The following is a 12887-nucleotide window of genomic DNA, read 5'->3' as shown; positions in this document are numbered from 1 at the left end:
GCTTCCAATTTAAGTTATCGTGCTGAACACACGGTGATTTGAGTGGAGCGGTAGTTCAGTTGGTTAGAATACCGGCCTGTCACGCCGGGGGTCGCGGGTTCGAGTCCCGTCCGCTCCGCCACTTATTCAGACAAAGTTAAGTCTTTAAAATAACTACAGGGGTGTAGCTCCAATTGGCAGAGCAGCGGATTCCAAATCCGCGTGTTGGGAGTTCGAATCTCTCCACCCCTGCCATCTTCAAGGCTCTAGCAGAAATGCTGGAGCCTTTTTCGTATGTGCAATTGGCAGAGTAGCGGATTCCGCTAATACCAAAACAGCGCGTGTTGGGAGCTGGAGCGCCAGCCCGGTCGCATCTCCGGGATGCCGGCCCAGTCCACCCCTGCCATATTTGAAGCCTCAGCAGAAATGCTGGGGCTTTTTTGCGTCTGCCAAATAGCCGGTCTTTACTACTTATCTTTCTATTATTTCTTTATTTATCAATACTGTGACTGGCATAGAGAAATTCTGATTGATCTCGAACGATTTGTTAGTAGAATGAATAACACATTAGGGGTGTAGCTCCAATTGGCAGAGCAGCGGATTCCAAATCCGCGTGTTGGGAGTTCGAATCTCTCCACCCCTGCCATCTTCAAGGCTCTAGCAGAAATGCTGGAGCCTTTTTCGTATGCGCAATTGGCGGAGCAGCGGATTCCGCCAATACCAAAACAGCGCGTGCTGGGATCTGGAGCGCCAGCCCGGTCGAATCTCTCCACCCCTGCCATATTCGAAGCCTCGGCAGAAATGCTGTGGCTTTTTTACGTCTGTTGCTTCTGCGAAGCAATGTTGGACGATTTCAAATCCTAATCTATTATTTCTCTTGTTGTTAATAGGGATAAGCGGTAGCATTTGTTCATTGCCTTGGCGTTAATGCCATGGCGGGTGATGGAGTTCCACCTTTAACCGCTCAACCGAGATAATGACTCCTGCTGTAGTAGGATAGATCCGTCTATGGTGGGGCTCGGTATTTGCCATAGCATCTATCCTTGAGAGTAATTCGAGATAAAGATAGAAATGGTATGGCGCACCCATTAAGTTCAAATCCTAAAATATTCGTCCAGATCCTCCGTTGGACGCTCCTCATCATTCCCGTTGCCGTTATCGTCGGCACGCTCAATGCTTTTTTCCTCTGGATCCTAGGTGAAGCGACTGCGACCCGGATTGATAATCCCTGGCTGCTCTACCTGCTTCCGCTGGCCGGTATTGTCATTGTTTATTGCTACCGTAATTTGGGCAAAAACTCAGAGGGTGGCAACAACCTCATCATGGATGAGATCCATGAACCCGGAGCCGGTATTCCTGCCCGTATGGCGCCTTTGGTACTGATCACGACTGTGATCACCCACCTGTTCGGTGGCTCGGCAGGCCGGGAGGGGACAGCGGTGCAGATTGGTGGTGCCTCGACCCATTGGCTAGCCCGTAAATTCCACCTCAATGAAGCTGACACCCGGTTGATGTTGATTGCCGGGGTAGCGGCTGGCTTTGGTGCGGTTTTCGGTACCCCGCTGACCGGTGCAATTTTTGCCCTGGAGGTCCTAGCGATTGGCCGTCTGCGCTATGATGCGATTATTCCTGCCTTGTTTGCTGCCATCCTGGCAGATGTCGTCTGCTCGGCCTGGGGGGTGCACCACACCCACTACCGGATAGATTTCCTCGAAACCATTACCCTGTTTGAGCATGCCGTCAAAGTCGACCTGTGGATGATCGCCAAGATTGTGGTTGCCGCCGTGGCCTTTGGCCTTGCGGGGTACCTGTTCGGTGAGCTGACCCATGCCTTTAAAGATATATTCAAAGCAACGTTGAAAAACCCATACCTGATAGTGGTGGTTGGTGGCCTGATTGTCATTGGCGCAGTGCAGCTCATTGGGAACTACGATTACATCGGCTTGGGGGTTTATTCGAGCCGTGAGGGTGGGGTGAGTATTTTGACGGCCTTCCAGGAAGGGGGAGCCGAATGGTATAGCTGGCTGCTCAAGCTACTACTGACAGCTATTACCTTGGCAGCAGGATACAAAGGAGGTGAAGTGACTCCTTTGTTCTTTGTCGGGGCGACACTGGGTAATACCATGGCGTGGGTATTGGGGGCACCGGTCGACTTGTTTGCCGCCTTGGGCTTTTTGGCTGTATTTGCAGCTGCAACTAATACCCCGCTGGCCTGTACTATCATGGGCGTCGAGCTTTTTGGTGCCGAGCATATGCTGTATTTTGCGATCGCTTGTTATACCGCTTACTACTTCAGCGGCCATACCGGGATTTACTCGTCGCAACGCGTTGCGGTGCCCAAGCTATTTGATATGGAAGGTGCACCTAAAATCACCCACAAGCTTGGTGAGTTGAGGGAGACCCATTCTTCGCTACTCAAGACACTTGTGAAGCGTTTCAAATAAATTTGTCGCGCCCAGTGGTGTTATGCAAAAGTAGCAATGTTTTTGCCAAATAAGTATTAAAAGTGGGGGTTCCGCCTTGCCGAGGCGGAACCCCTTTCATATACTGCTAGTTCAACTTGTCGGAGTGCCATTTGGCTGAGACCGCATTGCGGGATCCGTAGAACCTGATCAGGCTAATACCTGCGAAGGGAACAAGAGAGACTCTTCTGTATCGCTGTATTCACAGTGGCAGTATCAGACGAAACTATACACCCTACGTATAGCCTCTTGTTTACGCACCCATCCGCCAAGCAACTTCCCTGTTATGGAAAAAGGAAATTGCTATGTCGAATCGCAAACAAGCGAGACTGGAAGCGAAACAATTTATCGATTCACTGACTACCCAGGCTTACCCGAATTCCCGGAAAGTCTATGTCACCGGTAGCCGCGAAGACATCCGCGTGCCCATGCGCGAGATAGCCCTTGCAGATAGCCTAGTGGGTGGCACCAAGGAATCCCCTGTTTTTGAACCCAATGAGCCGGTACGGGTCTATGATACCTCCGGTTTCTATACTGATCCCGAGCAGCCAGCCGATATCTATGCCGGCCTGCCAAAGCTCCGTGAGAGTTGGATTGAGGAGCGGGGGGATACTGAACTGCTTAATGAGTTGAGTTCGCAATATTCCAAACAGCGTTTAGCTGATGACACCCTAGATGAGCTGAGGTTTGAACAGCAAGCCCGTATCCGACGGGCCAAGCCGGGCAAGAATGTCACTCAGCTACACTATGCCCGCCAAGGGATCATCACGCCCGAAATGGAATTTATTGCCATCCGCGAAAATATGGGCCGGGCGAAATACCGTGATGAGGTGCTAAACCAGCAACATCCGGGTATGTCGTTTGGCGCCAACCTACCGCAAGAAATTACTCCTGAGTTTGTCCGCCGCGAAGTCGCCGAAGGTCGGGCCATTATCCCAGCCAATATCAACCATCCCGAAACCGAGCCGATGATTATTGGCCGTAATTTCCTGGTCAAGGTTAACGCCAATATCGGGAATTCGTCAGTTAGCTCCTCGATTGAAGAGGAAGTGGAGAAACTGGTCTGGTCGACCCGTTGGGGCGGCGATACCGTTATGGATCTCTCCACCGGACGGAACATTCACGAAACCCGTGAATGGATCATCCGTAATAGCCCGGTACCGATTGGCACAGTGCCTATGTATCAGGCATTAGAGAAGGTCAACGGTATTGCCGAGAACCTGAATTGGGAAGTGTTCCGGGATACTTTGCTCGAACAGGCTGAGCAGGGGGTGGACTACTTTACCATTCATGCTGGTGTCTTGTTGCGTTATGTCCCGATGACCGCCAAAAGGGTAACAGGTATTGTCTCTCGTGGTGGTTCGATCATGGCCAAATGGTGTTTGGCCCACCACCAAGAAAGCTTTTTGTATGAGCACTTCCGGGAGATTTGTGAAATCTGTGCCCAGTATGACATTGCGCTGTCTCTGGGGGATGGACTGCGTCCGGGCTCGGTGGCTGATGCCAACGACGAGGCGCAGTTCAGTGAGCTAAGGACGTTGGGTGAACTGACCAAAATTGCCTGGGAATATGATGTTCAGGTGATGATTGAAGGGCCGGGTCATGTGCCGATGCACATGATTAAGGAAAACATGGAAGAGCAGCTCAAGCACTGTCATGAAGCGCCGTTCTATACCTTGGGCCCCCTAACGACAGACATTGCGCCGGGTTATGACCACATTACCTCTGGTATTGGTGCTGCCATGATCGGTTGGTATGGCTGTGCCATGCTGTGTTATGTCACACCGAAAGAACACTTGGGCCTGCCTAACAAAGAAGATGTAAAGGTGGGGCTGATCACGTACAAGCTGTGTGCCCATGCGGCAGACTTAGCTAAAGGCCATCCCGGTGCTCAAGTGCGCGACAACGCTTTGTCGAAGGCACGCTTTGAGTTCCGCTGGGAAGATCAATTTAACCTGGCTTTAGACCCTGAAACGGCTCGAGCCTACCATGATGAAACCCTCCCTCAGGAATCCGGCAAGATCGCTCATTTCTGTTCGATGTGCGGACCGAAATTCTGCTCGATGAAAATCTCGCAAGAGGTCCGCGAGTATGCCAGCGGTTTGGAGCAAGACGGTGAATTGGCCGTACAAATGTTGGATGACCCCCTTGAAGGCATGCAACAAAAAGCCAATGAGTTCCGGGCTAAGGGGAGTGAGTTATATCACCCAATTAAAGAGGAAAGTTAATGAACGCGTTGTGTTTACCCGATCACTTAGCGCCATTACTGATGCATATCGAGCCGCTATTGGCAGCGGCCGATAAATACCAGCTTGGTGAAGCGGTAAGTATGGAGTGGAGTGGATCGGAGGTGGTAGACATTCATCTTGAAGGGACAACCTTCAAGGTGGCGTTTAATCCGTCCGAAAGCGTGGCACAGGGACTGGAGGTGCGCGATCAGTGGATCGCCCCTTATCCGACTCTGGCCGAAATGCAGCAGCAGGTCGCGGCTAACCCGGCGTTGGTGGTCTGCGGCCTGCCGACCGAACGTGGCTGTGTCGATATTTGGCACCACCTTGGTGAAGCCCGGGCAGTGTATTGCCATCATGCTGGGGCCAGTGAGCCGCAGCGTGCCATGTTGCTGGCGGCACTGGCTTTGGATTACCCGTTGGAAGATGCGGTCACGCTATCACGTGCCCATGCCCGTGGTTATCTGGAGAGTCATGCTGACGGCTATGGCGAAACCGGATGGCCGATGGCCCGCTCATTGTTCCCGCGGCCACTGACAGCGAACCACCCGGAGTGTGATGAGCTTGGGTGGGTGAGCAAGGAAGTGGCTGTCGCGCCGTTTGCCACTGTAGACCGCGAAAAGCTGGCGCTGTATCCGGTTGTTGATACGGCTGACTGGGTTAAACGCTTGTTGGAGCTTGGGGTAAAGACAACGCAATTGCGGATCAAAGATCCGTCCGAGCCTACCTTACCAGGCCAAATCACGAATATTGTCGAGGCCGGCAAACAGCATGGTGGCCAGGTCTTCGTCAATGACTATTGGCAGCTGGCGATTGAAAACCATGCCTATGGTGTCCATCTCGGGCAGGAAGATCTGGAGACCGCTGATCTGGCTGCTATCCAGCAGGCTGGGCTACGTCTTGGGCTTTCAACCCATGGCTATTACGAAATTCTTCGCGCCGCGGAGTTTGCCCCAAGCTATATCGCCTTGGGCCATATCTTCCCGACGACGACCAAGGATATGCCATCCAAGCCGCAGGGACTCAGTCGGTTGGCACTTTACCAGAAGCTGATTGGTGATGCGTTCCCGACAGTGGCGATTGGTGGTATCGACTTGTCCCGTGCCGAGCGGGTGTGGCGTACCGGTGTCAGTAGTGTCGCGGTTGTCCGTGCTGTTACCCAAGCCGAGGATCCGGCCCAGGCCGTTGCCGCATTTGAAGACATCTTAGTGCGTAACCCGACAGAATAGGATGGCAGCCATGCTCAGTGATCAGGAATTTCTTCGCTATAACCGCCAGATCATGCTGCCGCAGATCGGCGAGTCTGGCCAGCAGTCATTGTCTGGTGCCCAGGTGTTGCTCGTCGGGGCTGGCGGATTGGGATCGGCGGCGGCCTTGTACCTTGCGGGGGCCGGTATAGGCAATTTGGTCATTGCTGATGATGACACCGTGGATAGCTCCAACCTCCAGCGCCAGGTGGTCTATCGCGATAGCGATCAGGGTAAAGCCAAGGCGCAGATGGCCGCGGAGCAGCTGAAGGCGTTAAACCCGCATATCCGTATCCGGGCGGTAAAAGCTCGGCTGGCCGATCAGCGGTTGGCGATGGAGGTCTCGTTAGCTGATGTGGTACTGGATTGCTCCGACAACCTGGCAACCCGATATGCCGTCAACCTTGCCTGTTTCAAAGCCAATAAACCTCTGATCTCGGGCGCAGCAATACGCTGGCAAGGCCAGTTGATGGCGTTTGATTTCCGGCAGGGCAAAGGCCCTTGTTACCACTGCTTGTTCCCGCGTCAGGCTGGGACCGTTGATGAGCCGCAGAACTGCAGCAATTCCGGGATCGCCGGGCCGGTGGTTGGCACTGTCGGTAACCTGCAGGCACTGGAAACTATTAAATTACTGACCGGAGCTGGTGAGGTGGGCTTTGGCACATTACGCCAGTTCGATGGTCTGACGATGGGCTGGCAAGCCTTTCAACTACCAACTGATAAATCGTGCCCGGTTTGCGGGACGGGAGAATAGAACCATTATGACGACAGCGACTCTGATCCAGGTACGGGTCAATGACAAACCGGTAGAGGTGCCTGAGGGCCAGTCACTGAGTGCGTTGCTGACACAGCTTGAGATGCCGCTGCAGGCCACGGCCGTAGCCCTGAATGAAGATATTGTTGCCCGCAGCGAGTGGGAAACAACTGTATTGAGTACCGGCGATCGCATCGCCCTGTTCCAAGCGATTGCAGGAGGATAAATGTTAACTATCGCTGATAAGACGTTCTCGTCTCGCCTGTTTACCGGTACAGGTAAATATGCCAACCGCCATGCCATGGCAGAATCGATTATTGCTTCGGGCTCTGAGCTGGTGACTATGGCCCTTAAAAGGGTAGATATTGAAAATCGCGATGACGATATCCTTACTCCTTTGATTGAGGCAGGAGTGAACCTGCTGCCGAATACCTCAGGGGCGAAAAATGCCAAGGAAGCAGTGTTTGCCGCTAAGTTGGCCCGTGAGGCGCTGGGTACCAATTGGCTTAAGCTGGAAATCCATCCGGATCCTAAATATTTGATGCCAGATCCGATTGAGACATTGGCTGCGGCGGAAGAGTTGGTTCGTGAAGGTTTCATCGTGCTGCCATACTGCCATGCCGACCCCGTGCTTTGTAAGCGCTTGGAAGAGGTGGGCTGTGCGGCGGTGATGCCTTTAGGCGCGCCGATTGGTTCCAACAAGGGGCTGGCCTCGCGTGATTTCCTTGAAATCATTATCGATCAGGCCAAGGTTCCAGTGATTGTCGATGCCGGCATTGGCGCACCATCCCATGCCGCTGAAGCAATGGAAATGGGCGCTGATGCAGTGTTGGTAAACACGGCAATTGCGGCGGCAGCGGATCCTATTGCGATGGGGCGTGCCTTCAAGTTAGCGGTTGAAAGTGGCCGTATGGCGTATGAAGCCGGTTTGGCAGGTACGGTAAACCATGCTATTGCCTCTAGCCCATTGACGGCATTTTTGGATCAGCCGGCTTAAGGAGCTTGCGATGAGTTTCGTTGACAAGTGGAAGCAATTGGATTGGGATGATATCCGGTTGTCCATCTATGGTAAGACGGCGGCGGATGTCGAACGGGCACTGCGCAAGCCCAAGCGCGATCTGGAAGATTTCAAAGCCCTGATCTCGCCGGCAGCTGAGCCTTACCTCGAGCAGATGGCACAGCAGTCCGCTGCTCTGACCCGCAAGCGCTTCGGTCATACGGTGTCATTTTACATTCCGTTGTACCTGTCTAACCTGTGTGCCAATGCGTGTACTTACTGTGGCTTTTCGATGGAAAACCGCATTAAGCGCCGCACGTTGGATATGGCCGAGATTGAACGCGAGTGTGAGGCCATCAAGGCCAAGCAGTTCGATAGTATCCTTCTGGTGACCGGCGAGCACGAGCGCAAGGTAGGGATGGAATATTTCCGCGAGGCGTTGCCAGCGATCAAATCCCACTTCAGTTACCTGGCCATGGAAGTGCAGCCGTTGGATCAGGATGAGTATGCCGAGCTAAAAACCCTCGGTCTCGATGCGGTCATGGTCTACCAAGAAACCTACAGTGCCCCGACTTACGCCCAGCATCACCTGCGCGGCAATAAGATGGACTTTGAATACCGCTTGGAAACGCCGGATCGCTTGGCCAAGGCAGGTATCGACAAGATAGGTATTGGTGCTTTGATTGGCCTCGAGGAATGGCGTACCGACTGTTTCTTTGTCGCTGCGCACCTTGATTACCTTGAGCGTACCTACTGGCAGACCCGTTATTCGATTTCCTTCCCGCGCCTACGCCCGTGCGAAGGTGGTTTGCAGCCAAAATCGGTGATGGATGATCGCCAGTTAGTGCAGCTGATCTGTGCCTACCGCCTGCTTAACCCTGAGGTAGAGCTATCGCTGTCGACCCGCGAGTCGGCGCAATTTCGCGATAATGTGCTGCCGCTGGGGATCACCACGATGTCGGCAGAGTCCAAGACCCAGCCGGGTGGCTATGCCGATGATGAGCCAGAGCTCGAGCAGTTTGCGATCAGCGATGAGCGTCCGGCTGTCGATGTCGCCGCCGCGGTCAAGCAGCGTGGCTTTGAGGTGGTGTGGAAAGATTGGCATCACGCCTACTCGGGTTAACTGCCAAGATAAAGTGATTAAATGAAAAACGCCCGCATAGCATAGCTGTGCGGGCGTTTTCTTTATGTTGTCTCGCTATTAACGAGCCAGTGGCGCTGTTGCCTGCTCAAGCCATGCCAGATCATCGCCTTGCAGTGATGGGCTTAGTACTTCGAACACGGTTTGGTGGTAGTTGTTAAGCCAGCTTAACTCGGCATCTGTCATCAGGGACAAATCAACCAAGCGACGGTCGATAGGCGCGCGGGTTAGTGACTCGAAGCCCATCACAGTCATGTCGCCAGCGGTTTCCACTTCGACAACCAACTCTAGGTTTTCGATACGGATCCCGAACGCATCGGCGCGGTAGTAACCCGGCTCGTTCGACAACACCATCCCCGGCAATAGGGCCGTTGGGTTGTGCACTTTGGCAATGCGTTGAGGGCCTTCGTGAACGCTCAGGAAGTGGCCGACGCCATGGCCGGTACCGTGGTCGTAATCGAAACCGTGTGCCCATAGGTGCTGGCGGGCAAGGGCATCAAGTTGTGAGCCTGTCGTGCCTTTCGGGAAGCGGGCAGAGGCTAGACCGATATGGCCTTTAAGTACCAAAGTGAAGGTTTTCTTCACGTCATCGTCCGGCTCACCGATGGCAATAGTTCGGGTGATATCGGTAGTACCGTCTGGGTACTGGCCACCTGAATCAACCAGGTAGACGTTGTCCATTTCCAGCTCGCTTGGCTCGGGCTGGTTGTTGTGGTTGTAGTGACACATCGCCGCATTGCCGGCAGCCGCTGAAATAGTATCGAAGCTGACATCGGTGCAGCTGCTGTCTTCGCTGCGGAACTGCCACAACTTGTCTGACAGGGTTCCTTCGTCGAGCAGGTTACCCTGGGCAACTTGGCTATCGACCCATGCAAGGAACTTGCTGACAGCTACGCCATCGCGGATGTGGCAGGCTTTCATGCCGGCAATTTCCGTTGGGTTCTTGGCTGCTTTCGGTAGCAGGCAAGGGTCGGCAGCATCGAGCAGTGTGGCATCTGCATCACGAAGGGTTTGGCTAGCCCACGCATTGCTGGTGGCAGGGTCAACCAATACGGTTTTGCCTGAAAGCTGCTTGAGGCCTGCTTCCAGTGCTTCCGGTGCATTGACGCGGACACCCTCACCGACATGGTCAGCGAAGCCCTCAGGCAGGCGGCTTGGGTCAATGTAGAAGTCAACGCTCTGATCGGCGTGAAGCAATGCGGTAGAAAGTAGCACCGGTAGGCTTGGTACATCGCTGCCACGGATATTGAGCAGCCAGGCAATGCTGTCTAGTTGGGTGAGAAGCACCGCATCGGCTTTTTGCTTGGTGAGCTCGGCGGCAATCAACGTACGTTTGTCGCTGCTGCTCTGGCCGACGAAGTCCAAGCCCATTAACTTGGCCTGAGATAAGGTCGCTTCAGGGCGATCTGACCAACATAGCTCGATTGGATTTTCGCCAATGCTGACCAATTCCAATTCACCTGCAACTTGTGTTTGGGTGCGGGTTAGCCATGCCGCGCTATGCAGTCGCGGATCAATCGCCACTTTGCTGTTGGGTGCTAGGTTGTCCAGTGCCCACTGTACCGGTGGCTCTTCAATCAGGTGGCGGTATTCGTAAACGTCGCCCGGAACCTGCTTGCGCACCTGAACCACGTAGCGGCCGTCGACAAACATCGCTGCTTTGTCGCGGGCGATCACTGCCATACCGGCCGAACCGGTAAAGCCGGTCGCCCAGTGCAGGCGTTCGTTGTGGGCAGGGATGTATTCGCCCAGGTATTCATCTTCGTGTGGGATCAAAAGGGCGTCGAGCTGGTTTGCTTCCAGCCATTGGCGGATCTGCGCGACGCGTTGCGAGATAACTGCTTGCATGTGCTTACTTTTCCTTTCACTGAGTCACCGTCCTTGTGACGGCTATAAGGGCAGCCTGAATAACAAATACCCCTTTCAGCCACTCGGTGGCAGCAGGAAATATTGGCTGTTCAGGCTGATCTTCCTAAATTAGCGCTTTTGCGTAATAGCTGCAATTAGCTAACAGACAAATCTCGGCAGCGTGAGGTGATAATTTGTCGTAACCAGCTATGCCCTGGGTCTTTTTCTTGATGTTGATGCCAGAAAAGGGTGTAGGCCATAGGAGGAAGTGCTGATGGCAAAGGCAACACCGCCAAATCCAACTGGGCGCTGATGTATGAGGCAAAGTGGCTCGGGGCGGTAAAAACCAGATCGGTATGGGTACATAGGCTGGCTGCGCTGTTGAAGTCCGGGACATACATAGCGATATCCCGTTGCAATCCTCGCTCGGCCAGCTTGTAGTCGAGCAGCCAGCGGTCGTCATTGCCACAGCGAACTTGGATATGGCGCTGTTGGAGGTAACTCGCCTCATCCCAATGCTGGGACAGGATTGGGTGGCCTTTACGTACTAGGCAGCACTGGGTATCGCGGCATAGTTCAGTAAATACGATCCCCTTTGGTGGCATCAGCGTCATCATCGCGTCTTTAGGGTTGAGATCCTTGCCGGTGATGCCGAAGTCGATTTCACCGTTGATCAGTTTGTCGAAGGTATTCGGTTCCCACGCCTGAGTGTCGAGGATGATATTCGGGCCCTCGGCGAAGATATCTCCGAGGAACTGCGGCAGGAACAACGGATAGGCGCTTTCGACCAACGCCATTCGGAAATGCCGGTCACTGGTGTGGGGCACGAAGCTGGCAGGAGCCGTCAGGTGCTCGATATCCCTCAGTAGTTGCTCGAGCATTGGCATCAAGGCCATGGCTCGTGGGGTGGGTTTCATGCCATGGGCGGTACGGACAAACAAAGGGTCATCAAATTGTTCGCGCAGGCGGTTGAGGCTTTTGCTGACGGCTGACTGGCTCAGGCAAAGCCGTTTGGCTGCAAGTGTGACACTGCCTTCCTCAAGCAAAACATGAAGGCAGACCAACAGGTTGAGATCCAACCTGGCGAGTTTTTCAAATGACACGGAACCTTTCTCCCCGAAAAAGTCGTGATATTCCTAAATGGAAAATCGGTGTTGAATATATACCATTTCTTTTCATATCTCGAACGCCGTAAACTGCCGCCATTGCTCAACAGGATAATACTATGCAACCGAAACACTCTGCGGATAAACGGCTGGTGGCCTTGATGGTGACCTTGGTGCTGTTCAGCCCGCTAGCCATTGATATTTACCTGCCAGCGCTGCCGGCGATGGCGGATACCTTTGCGGTCGATTTGACCCGGGTCCAAGATACTGTGACCTGGTTTATGTTCAGCCTTGGCCTCGGCCAGTTGCTGGCTGGCCCGTTGGCTGACCGTTTCGGCCGCCGTCCGATTGCCCTTGGTGGTATCGCGATTTACGGTGCGAGCGCCGCACTGGCCTACGTTGCCCAAACCTTGGACATGTTGTTGGTTGCTCGCTTGCTGCAGGGCTTCGGTGCCTGTGCAACTTCGGTAGCCGCTTTTGCTGCGGTACGCGATAGCTTCGGCCCCGAGAAAAGCGGACGGATGATCAGCTACCTCAATGGTGCGATCTGCTTTATTCCGGCATTGGCACCCTTGCTTGGTACTTGGTTGACCCATCAGTTTGGCTGGCGTGCCAACTTCAGCTTCATGGCGGGGTTTGCCCTTGTCGCCGGTTTGTTTATTATGCTGCTGTTCCGTGAAACCCGCCCGGCAGATACTGACACCTCCGGCTCGGCGATCAGCTTGTCACGCTACTGGTCAGTCCTGAGGGAGCCAACTTTCTTGTACCATGCCAGCCTATGCATGCTAGCAATGGCAGTAATTTTGGCCTACGTGACCTCTGCCCCGGCGTGGCTGATGGTAGAACTTGGCCAGAGCATGAACCAGTTCACCCTGTGGTTTGGTATTAACGCAGCATTGAATATCTTGGCATGTATGGTTGCGCCGAAGTATATCGACCGTTTCGGTTCGCGAAAGACGCTCAATACCGGCCTGGTGATTTTGATTGTGGCAGGTATGTTGATGCTGCTGGTGGGCCATATTGCTGAAGCATGGGCATTTATGCTGCCGATCTTCATGTCTTCGTTTGGCTTTGCCTTTGTGCTTGGCTCTGCGGCAGGCAAGGCGCTGGCACCATTTGGTGACC

At 53.8% G+C, this 12887-nt stretch carries 10 protein-coding genes, 3 tRNA genes and 2 riboswitches; of the genes, 11 read left to right on the top strand and 2 right to left on the bottom strand.

Annotated features, from left to right (window positions below; all coding sequences use genetic code 11):
- Window positions 1-44 precede the first annotated feature (44 nt).
- The 10 genes from C9J01_RS28980 (at window position 45) to thiH (ending at window position 8790) form a co-directional block, all read left to right on the top strand.
- Window positions 45-121 (top strand) — tRNA-Asp (locus C9J01_RS28980).
- 36 nt (window positions 122-157) lie between these two features.
- Window positions 158-234 (top strand) — tRNA-Trp (locus C9J01_RS28975).
- A gap of 314 nt (window positions 235-548) precedes the next feature.
- Window positions 549-625 (top strand) — tRNA-Trp (locus C9J01_RS28970).
- A 283-nt stretch (window positions 626-908) separates the two neighbouring features.
- Window positions 909-972, top strand: a riboswitch (Fluoride riboswitch).
- A gap of 83 nt (window positions 973-1055) precedes the next feature.
- The gene (locus tag C9J01_RS28965) at window positions 1056-2423 is read left to right on the top strand and encodes a voltage-gated chloride channel family protein (RefSeq protein WP_107301523.1); all 1368 of its coding nucleotides are present in this window, start codon (window positions 1056-1058) and stop codon (window positions 2421-2423) included.
- Window positions 2424-2533: 110 nt separating this feature from the next.
- A riboswitch (TPP riboswitch) is annotated at window positions 2534-2631 on the top strand.
- Window positions 2632-2746: 115 nt separating this feature from the next.
- Entirely contained in the window at window positions 2747-4669 is a 1923-nt protein-coding gene (gene thiC / locus C9J01_RS28960) for a phosphomethylpyrimidine synthase ThiC (RefSeq protein ID WP_107301522.1), read from the top strand.
- On the top strand, window positions 4669-5898 hold the full coding sequence (gene thiE / locus C9J01_RS28955) for a thiamine phosphate synthase (RefSeq protein WP_107301521.1): 1230 nt from the start codon (window positions 4669-4671) through the stop codon (window positions 5896-5898). The genes thiC and thiE overlap by 1 nt, the downstream gene beginning before the upstream one ends.
- Before the next feature lie 10 nt (window positions 5899-5908).
- Window positions 5909-6670, top strand: a complete 762-nt coding sequence (locus tag C9J01_RS28950; protein ID WP_107301524.1) for a HesA/MoeB/ThiF family protein — start codon at window positions 5909-5911, stop codon at window positions 6668-6670.
- A gap of 7 nt (window positions 6671-6677) precedes the next feature.
- Entirely contained in the window at window positions 6678-6896 is a 219-nt protein-coding gene (thiS, locus tag C9J01_RS28945; protein ID WP_170114942.1) for a sulfur carrier protein ThiS, read from the top strand.
- Window positions 6897-7667, top strand: a complete 771-nt coding sequence (locus C9J01_RS28940; protein ID WP_107301519.1) for a thiazole synthase — start codon at window positions 6897-6899, stop codon at window positions 7665-7667.
- Window positions 7668-7677: 10 nt separating this feature from the next.
- Window positions 7678-8790 carry a 2-iminoacetate synthase ThiH gene (gene thiH, locus C9J01_RS28935; protein WP_107301518.1) on the top strand — a complete coding sequence of 371 codons (1113 nt, stop codon included), beginning with the start codon at window positions 7678-7680 and terminating at the stop codon, window positions 8788-8790.
- Window positions 8791-8868: 78 nt separating this feature from the next.
- Here the strand turns inward: thiH and C9J01_RS28930 are convergent, their stop codons facing one another.
- Window positions 8869-10656 (bottom strand): aminopeptidase P family protein, encoded by a 1788-nt coding sequence (locus tag C9J01_RS28930; protein ID WP_107301517.1) that lies wholly within the window; start codon window positions 10654-10656, stop codon window positions 8869-8871.
- Between the two features lie 155 nt (window positions 10657-10811).
- Window positions 10812-11759, bottom strand: a complete 948-nt coding sequence (locus C9J01_RS28925; RefSeq protein ID WP_107301516.1) for a LysR substrate-binding domain-containing protein — start codon at window positions 11757-11759, stop codon at window positions 10812-10814.
- 122 nt (window positions 11760-11881) lie between these two features.
- Here C9J01_RS28925 and C9J01_RS28920 point away from each other — a divergent pair.
- Window positions 11882-12887: multidrug effflux MFS transporter (locus C9J01_RS28920; protein ID WP_107301515.1), on the top strand; the 1006-nt coding region annotated here is incomplete at its 3' end.

This window comes from Photobacterium rosenbergii, from assembly GCF_003026455.1.
GTDB classification, from domain to species: Bacteria; Pseudomonadota; Gammaproteobacteria; order Enterobacterales; family Vibrionaceae; genus Photobacterium; species Photobacterium rosenbergii.
Note: the sequence above shows the minus strand (reverse complement) of the source record. Positions and strands in the feature narration are given on the sequence as shown.